Annotated in this window: 7 protein-coding genes; 3 read left to right on the top strand and 4 right to left on the bottom strand. The window is 64.7% G+C overall.

Annotated features, from left to right (window positions below; genetic code table 11):
• Positions 1 to 107: 107 nt before the first annotated feature.
• Complete coding sequence (locus ACFV9H_RS26470; protein ID WP_385402678.1) at positions 108 to 1,421, bottom strand: MFS transporter; 1,314 nt, start codon at positions 1,419 to 1,421, stop codon at positions 108 to 110.
• A 163-nt stretch (positions 1,422 to 1,584) separates the two neighbouring features.
• Between ACFV9H_RS26470 and ACFV9H_RS26465 the strand changes: the two genes are divergently transcribed.
• The 3 genes from ACFV9H_RS26465 (at position 1,585) to ACFV9H_RS26455 (ending at position 5,939) form a co-directional block, all read left to right on the top strand.
• Positions 1,585 to 2,742: a glutamate--cysteine ligase gene (locus ACFV9H_RS26465; RefSeq protein WP_385402675.1), complete on the top strand. Its 1,158-nt coding sequence runs from the start codon at positions 1,585 to 1,587 to the stop codon at positions 2,740 to 2,742.
• Between the two features lie 297 nt (positions 2,743 to 3,039).
• Entirely contained in the window at positions 3,040 to 4,254 is a 1,215-nt protein-coding gene (locus ACFV9H_RS26460) for a lamin tail domain-containing protein (protein WP_385402672.1), read from the top strand.
• Positions 4,255 to 5,492: 1,238 nt separating this feature from the next.
• Complete coding sequence (locus tag ACFV9H_RS26455; RefSeq protein WP_385402671.1) at positions 5,493 to 5,939, top strand: hypothetical protein; 447 nt, start codon at positions 5,493 to 5,495, stop codon at positions 5,937 to 5,939.
• A 467-nt stretch (positions 5,940 to 6,406) separates the two neighbouring features.
• Here the strand turns inward: ACFV9H_RS26455 and ACFV9H_RS26450 are convergent, their stop codons facing one another.
• From ACFV9H_RS26450 to ACFV9H_RS26440, 3 genes are all read right to left on the bottom strand, one after another.
• Positions 6,407 to 6,853: a hypothetical protein gene (locus tag ACFV9H_RS26450; protein WP_385402668.1), complete on the bottom strand. Its 447-nt coding sequence runs from the start codon at positions 6,851 to 6,853 to the stop codon at positions 6,407 to 6,409.
• A 65-nt stretch (positions 6,854 to 6,918) separates the two neighbouring features.
• A complete protein-coding gene (locus ACFV9H_RS26445; RefSeq protein WP_385402666.1) occupies positions 6,919 to 13,335 on the bottom strand; it encodes an RHS repeat domain-containing protein in 6,417 nt (2,138 codons plus the stop codon).
• Between the two features lie 149 nt (positions 13,336 to 13,484).
• Entirely contained in the window at positions 13,485 to 16,745 is a 3,261-nt protein-coding gene (locus tag ACFV9H_RS26440; RefSeq protein WP_385402663.1) for a LamG domain-containing protein, read from the bottom strand.
• Positions 16,746 to 17,573: the final 828 nt, after the last annotated feature.

Below are 17,573 nucleotides of genomic sequence, written 5' to 3'. Positions count from 1 at the left end.
GCCCTCGTACTGGACGTACTTGGGCTTTCGCCCGGTGCGGCGAGAGTGCGTGCCAGACGTCGCGGGGCAGGCGGGAATTTGACGACAGGCCCTAGTGCCGTGACCGGTCAGGCTTGCGGCGACCTGGCGTCGTAGCGGGCGAAGCCGCGCCACCGCAGTGCGAGCAGCCCCAGCACCAGTACGCACGCGAGTCCGCCGCCCGTGACCGCCACGGCCGGGGAGGTCAGGTCGGCGACGGTCCCGGCGAGGAAGTCACCGAGCCGGGGCCCACCCGCGACGACCACGATGAAGACGCCCTGCAGGCGGCCGCGCATCTCGTCCGGCGTGGCGGCCTGCATCATCGTGCTGCGGAACACCATCGAAACGGTGTCGGCGCAGCCGGCCAGGGCCAGGAAGAGCAGCCCGAGCCACAGGTTCCGGGTGAGTCCGAAGACGGCGATGGCCAGCCCCCAGGCGGCGACGGAGAGCAGGATCGCCAGCCCGTGCCGGCGTATTCGTCCCTGCCAACCGGAGAACAGCCCGCCCAGCAGCGCCCCGGCGGCCAGCGCGGACACCAGCAGGCCGACGGTCTTGGCGTCCCCGCCGAACCAGAGCACGGCAATGGCGGGGAACACCGCCTTCGGCTGGGCCAGCACCATGGCGGCCATGTCGGAGAAGAAGGTCATCCGGATGTTGGGCCGGGTCCCGAGGAAGCGCAGGCCGTCGATGACGGAGGCCCTCCCCCGCGTGCCCTCGGCGCGGTCCGGCTTCATCGACGGCAGGCGCCACATCGCGTACAGCGCGGCGGTGAAGGTGACCGCATCGATCAGGTACGCCGCCTGGTACCCCCACCAGCCGACGATCAGCCCGCCCAGCATCGGGCCGACCATCGCCCCGGAGGTCATGGTCACGGAGTTCAACGCGTTGGCGGCGGGCAACTGATCGATCGGCAGCAGCCGCGGGATCATGGCGGACCGGGCCGGGCCGCTGAGCGCCCCGCACATCGCCTGGAGCGCGACGACGGCGTACAGGAACCAGACCCGGTGGTAGTCGAGCAGCGCTGCCGCGGCGAGCGCGACCGACAGCCCGGCGGAGCCGAGGGAGCTGTAGAGGCCGAGCTTGCGCCGGTCGACGGTGTCGGCGATGGCCCCGCCATAGAGCCCGAAGACGACGAGCGGGACGAGGGAGAAGAGTCCGACGAGCCCGACGGAGAAGCTGGACCCGGTGATGTCGTAGACCTGGAGCGAGATCGCGAGGGTGGTCATCGCCTGGCCGACCCAGGAAATCGTGCCGCCGATCCACAGCCGCCGGTAGTCCGCGGAAGTGCGCAGTGGGGTCAGGTCGGCGAATATTCGCCGCCGGGGGTGGGTGGGCGCTGTCGTATGGGGCACAGCGGATGATAACCACCGGCCGGCCGGCGCCCCCTTTCCCTTTTTCGGCATCCACCCACCGACAACAGTCGCCCCACCCGGCTCCGGGGCCCCGTCGCGGATGGTTCCTTGCCGGTAACCCGCCACTATCACCGGACATTTGACCGAATCGCCGTGCGCTACTCACCTCGCGTTCAGCTCATGATGAAAAGACTCGTATGTCCAGGGAGGCGTAGTGATCGAACCTGGCAACAGCACCACGAGCACGGGCACCGCCCAGAACACGGTGCGCACCACCGTCCCCCTCACCGTCGGAGTCGAAGAGGAGTTCCTGCTCGTCGACGCCCGTACCTTCCGGGTGGTCCCGGCCGCACCGCTCGTCCTCGCGACGGCCGGCGGACTGCCCGGCGAGCTGCACGCCGAGGGCACCCGCTACCAGGTGGAGATCTCCACCCCGATCGCCCATTCGGCGGATTCGCTGCGCGCGGAACTCGCCGCGCTGCGGCGCACCCTCGGCCGTGCGGCCCGCGCCCACGGCTGCCGACTGCTGGCCGCGCCCTCGCCGGTCGTGGCCGTGGAGGGGCCACTGCACCTGACCGACGACGAGCCGCGCCAGCGCGAGCAGCACCGCCGCTTCGGCGCGCTCACCGACACCCTGGTCAGCTGCGGCCGCCACATCCACATCGGCACCCTCGACGTGGACACGGCCGTCGCGGTGTCCAACCGGGTCAGACCCTGGCTGCCGACGCTGATCGCGCTGGCCGCCAACTCGCCGTTCTGGGGCGGCCGTGACACGGGTCACGCCAGCTGGCGGGCGATGGCCTGGTCGGGCTGGCCCTCGGCGGGCCTGCCCCCGCACTTCACGTCCACGGCCCACTTCCGGCGCTCGGTGCAGACCCTGCTCGGCTCCGGGGCGGCCCTGGACACCAAGATGGTCTATTGGGACCTCCGCCCCTCGGGGAACTGGCCGACGCTCGAGTTCCGGGCGCCCGACATGTCTCCGGACATCGACGGAGCCGTCCTGCAGGCCGTGCTCGCCCGCGCTCTGGTGGCGACGGCCCTGCGGGAGGTCGCGGAGGAGCGCCCCGATCCACCCGTACGGGACGACGTACTGCGCCTGGCGCGCTGGCGGGCGGCCCACGACGGCCTGGAAGGCTTCGGCCTGGACCCGTACACGGGCACGGAACTCCCCGCGGCCGATCTGGCGGAGGCCCTGCTCGACCTGGTCGCCCCGGAACTGGCCGCCGCCGGCGACCTCGACCACGCGGCCAAGACCCTGGCGGCCCTCCTCCGCGACGGCTCGGGCGCCCACCGGCAACGCACGGCATTCGCCCGCCGCCAGGATCTGGCGGACGTCCTGCGCCATCTCACGGACGAAACGGAGAACTTCTGACGAGCCCGCCCGGGCTCCGTCCCCGCCCGGCCCCCTCCGCCCCCGTCCATCCCCGTCCACCCCCGGCCACCCCGTCAACCCTCAGAACGCGCCAAAGCCGCAGGTGCACGTTTCTGCACCTGCGGCTCGCAGTGGGGCGCCCGGTCGCCTCAGAGCCACTCGCTCACCTGATCGAGCGATCGCCCGCATGTCCAACTGGCCGAACACCTGGTGTGCCTGGGACGGGGTTTCGACGGCCACTGCTGTGATGACCGTGAGCGTGGGCCTGACCTGGTCGACGGTTTCACGGAAGGAGTCATGGTGGGCGCGAAGCGGAATCCCCCGGTTGGCGGCGGAGCGGACGCCACCGGATTTGCGAGGCGGATCCTGATGGTCCTCGCCGCCTTTGCCGTACCCACGGCGTTGCTCGTGCCGTCGGCGCAGGCGCAGTCGACGGAGCTGTTTTTCAGTGAGTACGTGGAAGGGTCGAGCAACAACAAGGCGCTGGAGATCTTCAACAACACCGGCAGCGCGGTCAACTTGTCCGGCTACAACGTCCAGATCTTCTTCAACGGCGCCACAATGGCGGGCACGACGATCAACCTCACCGGCACCCTGGCCGCAGGCGACGTCTTCGTCCTGGCGGACGACAACGCGGCTGCGGCCGTACTCGACGCGGCCGACCAGACCAGCACGCTCTCGTTCTTCAACGGCAACGACGCCGTCGTGCTCCGCAATGGCACCACGGTCATCGACTCGATCGGACAGGTCGGCTTCGATCCCGTTACCGAGTGGGGCACCGGCCTCACCAGCACCGCGGACAACACCCTGCGGCGCAAGACCGGGGTCCAGGCCGGCGACACGAACCCGTCGGACACCTTCGACCCGGCAGTCGAATGGGACGGCTTCCCCATCGACACCTTCTCCGACCTGGGCATTCCTCCGGCGGTCCCGGCGGGGCCGCAGGTGACCGTCACCCCGGGCGGCGACTGCAACGGCAACAGCCCCTCCGTGACGTTCAACATCGAGTTGTCCGACCCGGACACCGCCGCGGCCGACCTGACGCTCAGCGCGTCCTCGTCGAATCCCGCCCTGCTGCCGGTCGGCAACGTGCTCTTCGAGGGAACGGGCGCGAACAGGACCGTCACCGCCACCACCGTCGGGAACCGTACGGGCACAGCCGTCCTGACCCTCACCGTCAGCGACGGCCAGGACACCGGTACCGCCACGGTCACGGTGCGGGCAGGCGGCAGCGGCGGGGACACCCTGACCGGCACCGCGGGCCCGGATCTGCTCCTCGGCCGGGCCGGCACCGACAACCTGACCGGCGGCGACGGCAACGACCTTCTCTGCGGCGGGACCGGCGACGACACCCTCGACGGCGGCGCCGGCGACGACACCATGATCGGCGGACCCGGCAACGATCGGTTCACCGGCGGCCCCGGCGCTGACAGCTCCAGCGGTGGGCCCGGCCGCGACACCGTCACCGACTTCACGCCCGGCGACGGCGACACCCAGGACTCAATCGGCTAGATCCCACTTCGGCCGTCGGGAGCGGCGCAGCGGGGCCATCAACGCGCTGCATCCTCTCGGCCTCGTGACCAGAACGGAGCGGGATCGCGAACACGCAGCTCCAAACGTTTCTGCATGTTCACGACGTGGTGGGGCGGGTGAGACTCGAACCCACGGCCGACGGATTATGAGTCCGCTCGGGATCTTGACGGCCTTTGCGTTCTGACGCGGATCTGTGGCGTTTTCCCAGGTCAGAGGCGGAGCCATGTGCCACCCCTTTCCCTCCTTGTCGGCCTACGCCCGTCCTTGCGTCCCCTGAGCGTCCCCTGGCGGTCCCTGCGGAGCTGCCCCTGAACGCCCACAGGCGAGTCCGGCGCAAGCTGAGGCCGCATCCGGACTCTCGCGCAGCGGATTCCCCTTCCAAAGCAAAGAGGCCCCGCCCCCGTAGGTAGGGGCGGAGCCTCGGAGCCCTGGACGGGCCGACACACCTGCAGCCACTCCGGCCCCGCCGACACCACGACGCCCGGGTGACCGGGAGCGCGTGGCGCCCCGCGCGCGGCCCGGGATCCGGTTTCAGGGCACTCGATTCGGGCCACGTTGGAGTCATGACAAGGGCATATAGCGCCTGGGCGTCGGACTGGCGGCGGCTCCGATGCCTCGGAGGATTGACGAGCCGGTGAAGCGGGCGGTTCATGCGTGGATCGAGCTGGGCGGGACACGTTCCGGGAGTTGGTTGACGGCTTATCCCACTGACGCTGGGCAGGCAGTGGCCGATGAGTTGCCGGCTCCGGCTGATGAGCAGTTGTACGTGCTCGGTGTGGCGCACCGCGCTTGTCTCGATGCGGGCCGCGGTCCTCCGGCGGGAGGCGGGGCCGTGTTGGATGAGCCCCTCCAAGAGCTCTTCGTGGATACGCCTCCGGGCGGTCACACGCACCCGAACCGGCTGCCTACGCCCTGCGGTCGCTTTCCGTTCTGCCAGGATCTTCACCCGGATCCCACGAAGGAGGACATCTATCCGATCTGGTTGGTTAAGGAACTGCATCGCCTCGGGGCGAGGATCAACTCGTCAGATCCTCTCCGCCGCAAGGTTGTTTGGCCGACGACTCCGGTGTGCAGACGTTGCAACAACACGTGGATGTCCGCTCTGGAGAACGATGTCTCAGGGATCTTGCGGCCGATGTTCCTCCACACCCGGATGGTCAGCGAGGTCGACCAGAGGCGCTTGGCGCTACGGGCGGTGATGAAGGCCATCTTGCACGATGTCCGTCGTCCCCCATGGGTTCGGTCAGAGTCTCAATATCTTTCGGCAGCCTCACCCTGATGTCCACGTCTGGATCGCCGCCTATCACGATCCAGACCCCCTTCCGCTGATACTTCGACCCATCTACGCGGAGTCGACAGAGGAAGCCGAAAAGCTCAGCGGTTGGTGCGTGACGTTTGCAGTTGTCAGGGTTGCCTTCCAGGTCTTCATCGCTCTCGTCGAGGGGGAGCTCGCTCCTCTGCCTGACTTCCGTGGCTCGGTCGTTCAGGTGTGGCCGCCAACAGGTTCGGATCTCGACTGGCCTCCGCCGTACAGGTTCGGCAGCGAGTCCCTTCGGGCTCTGGCAGCCCGCGTGAACGACAACAGAGAGGTGGTCGAGATGGAGGTCACGCTCGTCGAGGCCGTACGAGAGCCAGCCCCTGCCACGGATGTCGACGTGACCTAGGGAGGCTGCCCTCTGAGGCGTTCGACCCTGCAACCGCAGAGGACGGTGCACGTGATCATCAGACGCGCACGAGCGAGAGGATCGTTGCCACGCTGGACAGGGCCGCCAGAAGAAGGAAGGGGTGGGGATTGGCCGACGATGGTGCGCGTGAGGGCGGTGCCGGCCCAGGGGCCCAGGGCTGCGGCAATGCGGGGGGACGCCAAGCAGGGGTGGCGAGGCAGCCGTAGTGGGTGTGCCGAGCAGTCGGTGACCGCAGCGGCGGGCCGGTCTACTGCGGTGATTCCCGGCCCGGGCGGTTTCAGGCGCTAGGGGCGGGGCGGAAGCCCGTGCCCAGATGCCGGGGCTGGGGGATAGTAAATAATGACCTCCAGGGTGGCGCCATCACACCCCCGAAACCATCGGCATTACACCCAGTCGGCGTGAAAAATTCCATCGACCGCATTTCCCAGGAACCGGTATAGCTGATGTCAAGCGGGTCGAATATCGATCAATTCACCTCCAACGCAGGCGGCGAGCCATTCCAGAGCTTCTCGCGGAAATTGCTCATCATCGCACTCCAAAAGGATGGAACACGAGAGCGGATCGGCAGATTTGACGACATCCACTACTCGCCAATACTCGTTTTTCGGCGAGAACCAGTAGAGCCACTGCCCAAGCTCCCAACCTCGCTCCTCCTCAAGCCTCGCCTTCTCGCCCGATGAAGCAGCTCGCCAACGATGAAGCCAGGCAACCTTATCCGCTTCGGACATTTCCTTCGAGAATTTTTCCGCAAAATGCCTGGGGAGTCGGGAAGCTACTTCGGATTCTCGCTCCATCAGTTCCGGCCCGAAATCCTTGAGGATGTGTACTACGGCAACCAACTCATCGACCGCTGCCTCAGTTCCTCGAATTTCGATCTGTGTGAAAATTTCCATAGCTACCTTTCTCCCGAAGAGTGGGGGTGGGGAACACAAGTCCCACCCCCGACCCTGCGGTGATACTACTGTTCCCTACCGCTATCCCGAACCATGGCTTCGTACATAAGTTTCATGTGCTCAGGTCGGAGCATGTACTGATCGACTGCCTTCGTCGTGTCAACGACTAGCGGCGCAGACGGGTGATCCTTAGCCATCTTCTCCGGCACTGCATTTGCCCGCAGATATTCAAGGAAAGGCTTCTCGACATCGAAGGCCTTGATCACCGTGTCGTTGAATCCCTGAGCGTGACGCTTCTCCACGAAGTCTTCAGCCCTCGACTTCACGCCAAAGTTCAGGAAAATGGCCTTCTTGGTGTTTCTGAAAGTAACGAAACCGCCGGGGAGAATTCTCACCCTCTCATTTCCAGGGCCTTCCACACGATAAACTGTCACGACACCTTGTTTACCTATGTAGCGCGCCGAAATGGCGCCGCTCGCCATAGGGCCGACAGTCATCGCGGTTTTGTACCAAGAATTCCGGACCTTGCACACCCAGTCCGATTCTCCTGACACGCAAGGAAGATCCGGAATGTTTGATGATCCTACGGATTCTGGAGTGCTACATCCTCCTGCTGCCGCATAGACACACACACCATTGACGTGATGCCCGTCTACGTTTTTATACCCCTCCTTGCCCTCCTTGGTTGTTGGAGCAGGATCTGGACCCTTCTTCCAGACGGTCATCTCCACACTTGACTTCCGCCCGTATGTTACGACCGTCTGCAGCACCCCGGTTGACCCGTCGCTGAACTTAAACACAGTATGTCTGGTTTCGTTGTATGTCCAGCCAGACAAACCTCCGGTCCAGAATCCCTTGTTTTCCTCCAGGTATTTCCGTTCTGCCGCGCCCCCCTCGTCTGTAATAAGGGGCTTTAGGCCTGACGGGTCGGACATCGTAACGGGCGTGTTGTTTGCATAGGCGTAGCCATTCAGGGACTCGTGATCCTCAGCAGCCAGGACCGGGTCGACTGAAAGGAACCGGCCCACGGCCGAATCGTACTCACGGGCACCCACGTGCGTCAGGCCGGTGGAGACGTCAACCGGCTTGCCCAAGAATCCCTTGTCGTCGGGCCAAGCCGGCGGATTTGCGCCACGCCCTTCTCCAAAAGGCTTCGTATAACGACGCTTGATCGATTGCGTTGTCGCGTCGACCACCAGCCCAGCCGTATCATGCGGGTCGTCCACGATCCAGCTGAGGCCGGTATTAGTACGGACCGCTTTCCCATCCCCCGCGCCGTAGTAGCGAGTGGCTGAGAAGGTTTTTGTGCCCGGTGCGTAGTGGAGTTCCTGACCAGGGAGATAAAGTACGCTCTCGCTCGCGCCGGTTCGCAGCAGAATGTCACCGTTTGCGTCATACAGGTAAGTGGTTGTTGCTCCTCCCTCCGTCAAACTCGAGATGCGACCCTCCACGCTCCACTGCAGGTTCTGCAGTGCCCCGGACGACCCCTTTCGAGAAAGAGTGTTGCCGGTTTCATCGTACGTATACGAGTCAGTCTGATTTCCCGTGGTTCTGCTCTTCAGAGTGTGCGGCTGTCCGCCGCCATTTGCGTTTACGACGGGGTAATTGTAGAGAGTCTTGACATCTCCGGCGGTGGTGTGCACCGTCTGCGAGTCACGAAGACCACCGACCTTGTACGTCCAGCTGTTCCAGTACGGGGCCGGACCGCCGAGTGCGGTAATAGATCGAGCTGCCGCACAGTCGCCGGATGTCGGCGTCCACGCTTCCGTCAGACGCCGGTGCCCGTCATACGCGAAACATTGCTTGTCTCCATCAGCCTTGTTTGCGGAGGCGAGAACGTTTCCACTCGCGTCATGGGTGTAGTCGATGTCACTGGTGTAGCCGCTGTTCGTCTCGTCCAACGTGCGGCTATTGATCAGCCTCCGCGTACCGTCCTCGTATCGGTTCATCATTTGGAGGCGTTTTGCCGTGGCAGATGTGCCTAGGATCGTCTCTTCGACTTCTCCGAATGGGGAATAGCCGATGGAACGGACGTAATCAGCCATGCCTTCGACACCTGAGGGAAGGCCCAGTTCGTTATATGTGTAGGCAACCGTCTCCAACGGCAGCCCGCCGATCGCAGGGAAAATCGTGTTGGCCACCGTGCCATCGAGATTGTAGGTCGTGGGCGTGGTGTAGACCTGCGGTGCGCCCGCTAGGACCAGCGGATCCGACGCCGCCAGCACTGTCTTGACTCCTGCGACCCGGCCCATGGAGTCGTATCCGCTGACTACTTGGGAGTAGATCTTGCCCGCGGTTCCGCCGACATAGCGAATTGAAGCAGTCGGCTTGCCTTTGGACAGCGTGTCGTAGGTGAACTTGGTCAGCTGGTGAGCGCCGTCCTTCGTACCATCCCACGTGCCGGTCTTGCGGCCGAGCTCGTCCCACTCCTGGATAAGAGTCCGGGGCACGCCGCCCTGGGTTGTAGTTGTGGTGATCACTTGGTCGAGATCGTCGTAGGTGGTCGACAACGTCCCGGAATCGGGGTCGGTCTTCGTCAGTTGACGCCCCCGTACGTCATAGGTGTAGGACCACTTGGACCCGTCAGGACCGGTCATCTCCTTGACCTGACCCGCGGGCGTGTAGGCGTACTTCGTGCTCGTGTAGTCAGCGCCAGTAGGGACCGTTCCACTGTACTGACGGCGCTCGGTCACCCTTCCCTTGGCATCCGTGATCGTACGAACGCCGGAGCCTCCGGTCGCGGCAGTGGCAGCAACCTCGTTGCCCGTGTACTCCGTGCTTGTCTGCCATTTCGGCTGACCGTAGACACGAAATATCGAGGTCTTCGCTCGCCCGGCACCGTCGAAGATGCTCTCCGTGGATGCCGGGACTGAACCAGACGTCGTGCTCATCAGCGTGCCGCTGGGCATCACGTTGTCGTGCACCTGAGCATTGGCGATATAAGCCAGACCGCGATCGTCGTAGAGGTTCTCCGAGATCACGCGGCCACCGCTGGGAGACGGGGATTGCTTCTGGCGAGAGCGGAACTGAGAGTCGAAGATCTCGTACGTGGAGATGTACGTCGCCGCATCGGCCTTGAGCGAATCGGTCCGGATCCAGGAAGCCTGGGTCTGGCTGACACTGTAGGTGTAGACGATGCTGGCAGTGTCACCGAGTGCACGGGCTCGGTTCGGCTTCCATACTGATGTGAGCCGCCCAAGAGCATCGAAGCTCCACTCTGTGACAGCTCCGTCTATGTCGACAGTCTTGGTCGCGAACCCCCAGGCGGGATCGACGGAAGTGGTCTGGGCAAAACCCTTCGCGTCGGTTACGACCTTCTTGGTCAAGGGTCCGTAGCCCGTGTCCGACGGAGAGTATTCGGTTTGCTCGGTGTGGTTCAGCGCGTCCGTGGACGTCTTGACGCGTCCAAGCAGGTCGTAGGTGGATGTGCCGACCACCTGATAGGTCGGCTTCCCTTGCGAGTAGCCACTGACTCGGTACGAAGCAGTTATGTCGCCCTTGGTCGGAGCCACGCCCACAGCCTGACCGTCGTATGCAGTGGTCAGGTCCGAGAGCACATCGTCAGGAAGCGACGCTGAATCCCGGGCAGCGCAAGACACGGAATAGCTCTGCAGACGGGATGAATGCTGCACTATCCATGCTGTCGTGTTGGGTACGTACGTGGTGACAGCGCAACTCTCATCGCCCGACTTCGCGACGTCACCACTGTCCTCAAGCATGGTTGCCATGCCATACGTGGAGTCATAGGTAGTGGTCGTCGCCGTTGTGCGAGTACCGCCCGATACCTGCGCGCGTGTCGTCACCGTGCCAGGTTGGACGAACCACGCCTCTGTCGTTCCCCAGTCATACTCGTGTCTGGCTGTCCGATGTGACCAAGGGTCGGCGATATTACTGGTGAGCTCGATCGCACCGTCGTAGCTGATCGTCTCGCGTACGAAACCCGCGTACTGACGCGAGTCATCGATGGCTTTGCCCGTGGAGTCGGTGACTTTCTCCACGCGTGGGGTGTCGTCGAGCTCCTTGTCACCATCGAGGCCGCGCATGTAGAGGGTGAACGTCTTGCCCTTGGGGCCGGTCTCGTCGCCCGTGGTCGTCGTGACCTTTGAATAGCCGCGCCACTGGGACCAGGTGCGGTACTTCTCCTTGGTCATGCCGTCGTCGTCGGCATAGGCCCAGCCGGCTCCGCCGGCGTAGTCGTAGTACGTCTCCTGGGTGTCGCCGCCTCCTGTGGGATCTTCCTGGAAGACGGAAGTGACCACGTACTTGTGGAACCAGTCGAGCTCCGGCGTGCCCCCTCCTGCCTGGGACCAGTAGACAGGGAAGCACCGGAGGCTGTTCTTGTCCGGCGAGGTAGGCATCTTGGTGCCGCTGATGCACTCGGGGGCGGAGTAGTTGACCGTGATGACCGAGCCGCTCTCCGACTTCACCTGCCGAACACGCCACTTGTAATACCGGAGGGTGTTGTCGCCGCCCTCGACGTGGTTAGGCAGCTGGTCGCCATAGAAGACGACGGGCGGCATGGGGGGGACGTCAGTTCCTCCTGCCTTACCCGTAGAGCGGATCGACTTCAGCCAGAGACTCGGCGCCGAGGCGTCACCGGAGGCCGGGAAGGAGTGGTCCAGGTGCCAGTTGTCCACCTGTCGGTTGGTGGTACCGGTGCCGGTCCACACGTACGTGTTGACGTCGGTGAGGCGGTAGCGGGTGAAGAAGGCTGGACCGATCAGGCCGGTGCAGGCCTTGCCTGTGTCGCACACCATGTCGAACGGGACGTCCGGCCAGTCCTTCTTGGTGTCCACGGTCAACGAGGTGCAGCCGCCGACCACGACACACCGCTGCGCGTATATGAAGGTGACCTTCTGTGCGGCGGGCTTGGTGAACAGCTGGTCGGCGCGCTGGCCGTAGTCGATCCTCTTGAGGTATCCGCCGCGGGTGTAGGCGGTGCCGGGCGAGGCGACGCCGGATTTGGCGTAATTGTTCTGTTCCTTGCCGTACCAGTAGGTCATGGCGTTGTTGTGGGTGTCGACGACATAGTCGAGGTTCCACCTCCACGCCTGGTTACAGAAGGAGGTATCGAAGCTGGCGCCGTGGCAGGGTTCACTGGCGTCATCACCGGAGACCGGTACGGTCCAGGTGGAGCTGGTGACTTCATCGTCGGCCGCCGTGCCGTGGTCGCTCCAGCCGGGGAGCTTGTGCTGGCCGAAGTAGTACTGAACACCGTCAGTTGTGGTGACGCGCCAGTACTCGCCGTTGTTGTCTCCGTTCGGGGCTCCGGTTAGGTGCTCGACCCTCGTGGCGTCATCGTTCTTGAGACGCCAAGTGCCACCGGCGGCCTCTGACTGCGCAGCCGCTGTGCAGCTAGCTTCATCGGCACAGTCGTTGACGAGTTCTGCGGCTTTGCCGTTCAGGACAAGGGCGGCATTCGCGTACTTCCAGCACAGGTCGCCCTTGCCGGTCTGGCCGTCCTCCTTACATGGGCCGTACTTGCGTTCGATGTACGACTCGGTGAGGGAAAAGCCTTCACCGACGACGGAGGTCTGATTGTTCTCGGCCGAGGTTCGGCCGTCGACACTGCCCGAGTTGTAGCTGATGGACAGCTTCGGAGCCGGTCCCGCTGTGGCAGGAGGGACCCGCATGGGGTAGTTCCAGTTGAAGTCGCCGGTGGATCCGCCGGCTTCCCACGTAGCGGAGGGCCCCAGCGGTGTCGCTCCGTAGTCACCTGCCGAAGACGAGGATCCGCTCTCCGCAGCCAGGAGCATCGGGCCCGCGGCCAAGCTCTTGGCCTGAACGTCCGCCGTCAGCGTCTTAGTCGCGGTGTTGTTGTCGCCGGCGATGGGCTGTCGTGTACGGCACTCGGCGCGCTCGGGGGTCGTGAGCGCACAGGCGGGAAGCTGCACCAGGCGCAGTCGGGCGCCGTAGTCGCCTCCGTACATCGAGCCGAAGGTCGAGTAGTTCAGCGAGAGCTTCATGGTCTCGCCGGCCGGTGCCTTTGCAGCCGTCAGCCCGAGCAGAACACCTGCCACGCCGGCGCGTTCTGTGGCGTTCTGGTCATGGACCTGCACGCGGACGCTGTTCGCGTCGGTGGTGACCTTGCGTGGGTCTTCCTTTTCCACGGCGCTCTTGCCCGGCGTGGCCTTGAGGGCCTGACGACCGTCGTGCAGTGCGATGGGCAGGTCGCCTGTCCCACTCTGGGCGGTCTTACCGGGGGCCGAGTTGAGCGTGACGGCGCCCGCGGTGGGCCAATGCGCCGCGGCGACAGCCTGCTTCGCGCGTTCCGCGGCGGGGCTGACGTGGTCGGTGGGGGCCTTGGCGTTCTGGTTCTTGAACGGTACGACCTTGTCGATCTTCGGCTTCGTGGGCTCGGGGAACTTGTTCCCGGTGCCGGCGGCCGTAGCACCCATGCTGGGCCCCAGCAAGGGTGGCAGGAGCGCGAGTGAGACGGTCACCGCGCCGCGAGCGAGCCAGCGGCCGAGGGTGCCGTGCACCCTCGGTCCGCGTGCGACAGGTTTCACAGTGGATCTTCCTGTTGTGAGTTGGGTAGGACGAAACGGACCCGGTGGTGTGCGGGCCGCGCTTGGGAAGGTGTGGGTGTGGCCCGGCCGAGACGGCCGGGCCACACCAGGTGAGCCGGGGCTTACTGCTCGCCCGCGTAGAGGTCACCGATCGTCGAGGCGGACATGGCGCCCGTCCAGACGCGGGCATCCGCGATGTGTCCGGGGAAGTAGCGCGTTAGGACGCTGTTGGCCATGCCTCGGCCGACCTCGAAGTTGCCGGTAGCCTGCCACGGCTGTGTGTAGCTGATGCCGGTGGATCCGCCGGACTGGGCCGTGTTCACGTACAGGTACAGCCCACCGCGGGTGACAGCATCACCGTCACCGCTGCTCCTGGCCTTCTGTGCGTCGTACACAACCGTCAAGCGAACCCACCGGTCCTTGTCCGCGACGTCGGATTGGGTCACGACCGTGTAGGTCGGGGAATTCACGTCGCTGTTCGGGCGAGCGAACTTCCACTTCCCGGCGCTGGAGCCGACGGGCTGTTCGTAATAGACGTACCAGGACCCATTGGTGGTGCCGTTCTGTCCCATGGCACGGACGTGGTAGGCCTTGGTCGTGTCCTTGAGCTTTTCGCTGTCCAAGCGGACCCAGGCCGTGGCCGTGAACGATCCGGTCTCGTCGACCAGCGGGCCCGTAACACTGGCGTAGGAGCTGGTGCCGTTCAGTGCCATCACTTGCCGGGTGGGAAGCCCGATGTCCGGATTGCCGACGGTGTCGGGATCGATGCCGAGAGTGGCTCCGTTGAGGGTCATCGTGCGTCCGTAGCCGGACTTGTCCATGATGGTGGTGCCGCTGGCAGTGGTCGCGTTCCAGTCTCCGGCCTTCGCTGCGATCGGATCGCCCACTACGCCATCGCTCGCGTCGTCGTCTTCGAGACTGGCTTCCTGAGCGATCTCATTTGCGGTCAGCTCACGAGACCAGGCCTTGACTTCGTCAATAGAGCCGGGGAAGTAGTCGACGTAATTGCCCTGCCAGCGGGCCCTTCCCACTTGGAGGGCGCCGTTCGCCTTCCACACGGACGGAACGGCGGTGGTCTCCTGCATCCGACCGTTGACATAGAGGCGCATCTGCTGGGCAGCCGCGTCGTAGATGGCCGTGAGATGAGTCCACACACCTGGGGTCGCCGCCTGCCGGCTCGTGGCCCGGTAGTACTCAATGGAGCCCGTGGCGTCAGTCTTGGGGATACGGAGCGACCAGGTCTTGGCCGAGTGCTCATAGGACAGGTAGAAACCGCTGCCAAACTGGCCGTCGAGACCGAGGACCGTCTTGTTGCCAGACGCCCCGGGGTTGAGCCGGACCCATGCCGACACCGAGTAGGACTTCGTGTTGTCGAACGGCGCTGCGGTGGAGGCGGCGTAGCCGGTAGTGCCGTCGGTGGCCAGGGCGCCTGAACCGGCGCGGGCTTGCGGCGTGAAGGATGCCGAACCTGCAGGCGTTAGGGGGCGCTTGGTCGCTCCAGGGTTGGTGTCGGCGCCGGAGCCGTTGAAGGACCACACACCGGTGGGCGCTTCGCCGCCCTTGACCTTGAAGCTGTAGTACCCCGTCAGGGAACTGTGCCCGGCAGCGTCGTAGCCCCACACCTGAATCGTGTTCTCACCGGGCTGGTCCGGAGAGACGGTCACAGTAGTTGCGGTGCCAACAGGGACGGTGATCGGTCCGTTCTGGGCACCGCTGTTGAGACGCCACTTGTACGACACAACGTCGGACTGGATTCCGGCCTGTGCCGCATCGGTGTCGACAGGGGTGAAGGTGAACTTCCCCGCTACGCCGACCCCACCTGCGGCAGGGTCCGTTGCGGCCGGTTTGTAGACGCCGTCCGCGCTCGCCACCGTTGGCGCCGGTGGACTGTCGGTGTCGATTCGGAAGTAGCACCACGTGGACCACCCGGAATAGAGGACGCCGCTTTCTCCCCGGTCTGTCGCGTAGTAGGCCTTGGTCAAGAACCGCGCCGCATAGTCAGTCTGGGGAGTCAAAGCCGGGGCGGTGAAATCCCGAAGGGCATCGTCGGCAACCCAGGCATTGTCGGGCGACGAGGCGCCCCAGACGATCTGGGAACCGTCGGCCTTCCACACTTCCACTGCGGCTTGAAGCTGCGCCTGCGAGCCGTCAGGGGACTGGACACCGGCGAGGAACCGCGGCGTCGTGGAGCTGGTGACGAACGGCGTGGTCGAAGGATTGCACGCCCGCCCCGTTGTACCGCTCTGGATTCCCACGGGGTCCGGAACGCCGGGCTGAGAGATGTAGGTGACCGACAGCTTCGCGTCATTGCGGAAGCGGGCCCACGAGGCGGCGTTCGACTCGTCCTCTGCGCGAAGCTCGAGGGTGAGGCTCGGCCTCTGCGTGTCGGCGGACCACTGGATGGTTGGGGTCAGGTTCTCGTCGGGTTCGTCCCCGACGTTGTCTCTGAAGCGCAGCCAGTCCGCCGGCTGGGCCGGGTCGCAGAGCGTCCCTCTGCCCATGGCGGACCAGCGGTCAACCATCAGGTCCGCGTAGTTGGGCTTCGAACTCCACGAAGTCGAGCTCGAAATGTCCTGGTCGACTCGGACCAGCCAGTAGTTGTGCTGCGAGCAGGTGAAGGACCAGGTCTGGTACGCCTCGAACGTCGCATCCAAGATCTTTTTGCCGTACAGCGACGTCATCGGGTACTCGAAGTACATGCGCTGCGTGTACGGAGAATTCGAGCAGAGGTAGCCGCCATAGTTGGAACAGCGGCCGACGCCCTTGTCCCCGCTGAACTCCCAGAAGCGGTCGCCATCGGACGACAAAGCGGTCCAGTCCGCGGCTGTCAGCCCAGTTACCGGGGGGTCGACGTAGACGGGAAAGACAGCGTCGGGGCTGCGCAGCAGTCCTAGGTCAGGGGTCAATTCAAGCTTGTTGCCGGCGATGGCGACCGACACATCTGCAGTCTTGTCTCCGTCACTGGGCGCGGCAGAAGGGACCGGGGTGCCTCCGCCGTCATTGGGCTGGAGGGTCTCGGCAGGAGCAGAGAGCATCGCCAGCTTGCTGAAGGCCAAAGGCTTGATCTGCTGGTCCCCGGACGAGTCCCACATCTGGCCGACCGGGCTGTCGAAGACGGTCGCACCGTTCGCGTCGACGAAACGAAGTCCGCCGTCACGGCCGGGCAGGGCACTGACACCGGCGCCCTGCACCGTCATCGTCAGCTTGTCAAGCTTCGGGTTCTTTGCCGCCGCTGCCGTCTTGACCACCAGCACCTGGGTAAACCCTGTGCTGACGGCTGTGAGCTTCAGGTCGACGTCAGGCAGCACGTTGGCGTAGGTGGCCGTGCTGCCTTCCAGGGAGGGTTTGGGCAGGCCCCCAGGCCACTTCAGGGCAATGTTCATGCCGCCCTTCGTCAGAGAGACCGTGGAGCCCTCAGAACCGCCCTTCGAAAACTCCACCCGAGTTGCAGTGGACTTGGCTCGAACTCGACCGTCGGGTGTTTCGACCAACGTGGTGTCGATCGGCGCCCACGATCCGTCGTCTTGGCGCGCCCGCACCGGGGCCGCACTCGACTCCAAGGTGAGCGTTCCGTCCGGATTGGCGAACGTCTGGGACGTCTCCGTGCTTCGCGAGGTGATCTCAACTCGCTCACCACTCCGCGTGGCGCGTTTCGCTGCCTCGCTCTCAAGTGACATGCCCGCGGTGTGCACCGACGCTGCGGCGGCCGTCGCCGGCGCAGCAGCCGCCACAACACCAACCGCAATCAGGACACATGCTTGATTTCGGGCACGCCAAAATAGGCCCCTCAAACCCCACCCCTACCCTTACAAGATCTTTACCAACCGGCCAAATATGTGGTTCCGATTCACACGCGTCAAGAGTGATGCCCGTCACGCGTCGGTGAATCTGGCAGGTCGGAGCTCTTTTTGATCTTGATAATGCAGGCGGTTTCCCCTCAGCAAATACATAGAAGCGTCGGCACGTTGGAAGGTTTCACTTGCGGCCACAGACCCCTGAGCTGATTCCCCATCAAACTTCAGGTTGCGTTCAGACCGCGCCGCGCATCGTCCGATCCACGACCTCTGCTCACCTGGCAGCGGATTGCGGCTCGACCGAGAACACCGGAAGCCCAAAGCCCACGCGGGCCGGCATGGGCTTGCAGATCGAAGCGACCTGACCGAGGGCCCGTCGGCTACCCCCCGGAGCCCGCGCGGACGGCCGAACCGGTA

The organism is Streptomyces sp. NPDC059874 (assembly GCF_042731135.1).
GTDB lineage: Bacteria > Actinomycetota > Actinomycetes > Streptomycetales > Streptomycetaceae > Streptomyces.
The sequence above is the reverse complement of the archived record's forward strand: the minus strand, read 5'-3'. Positions and strand labels throughout refer to the sequence as shown.

Bases quoted from the DNA above. Each gene is read 5' to 3' on its own strand.
- ACFV9H_RS26455 (WP_385402671.1), top strand. From the start codon at position 5,493: ATGTCCGTCGTCCCCCATGGGTTCGGTCAGAGTCTCAATATCTTTCGG.
- ACFV9H_RS26470 (WP_385402678.1), bottom strand. From the start codon at position 1,421: ATGCCGAAAAAGGGAAAGGGGGCGCCGGCCGGCCGGTGGTTATCATCC.
- ACFV9H_RS26460 (WP_385402672.1), top strand. From the start codon at position 3,040: ATGGTGGGCGCGAAGCGGAATCCCCCGGTTGGCGGCGGAGCGGACGCC.
- ACFV9H_RS26450 (WP_385402668.1), bottom strand. From the start codon at position 6,853: ATGGAAATTTTCACACAGATCGAAATTCGAGGAACTGAGGCAGCGGTC.
- ACFV9H_RS26440 (WP_385402663.1), bottom strand. From the start codon at position 16,745: ATGAACATTGCCCTGAAGTGGCCTGGGGGCCTGCCCAAACCCTCCCTG.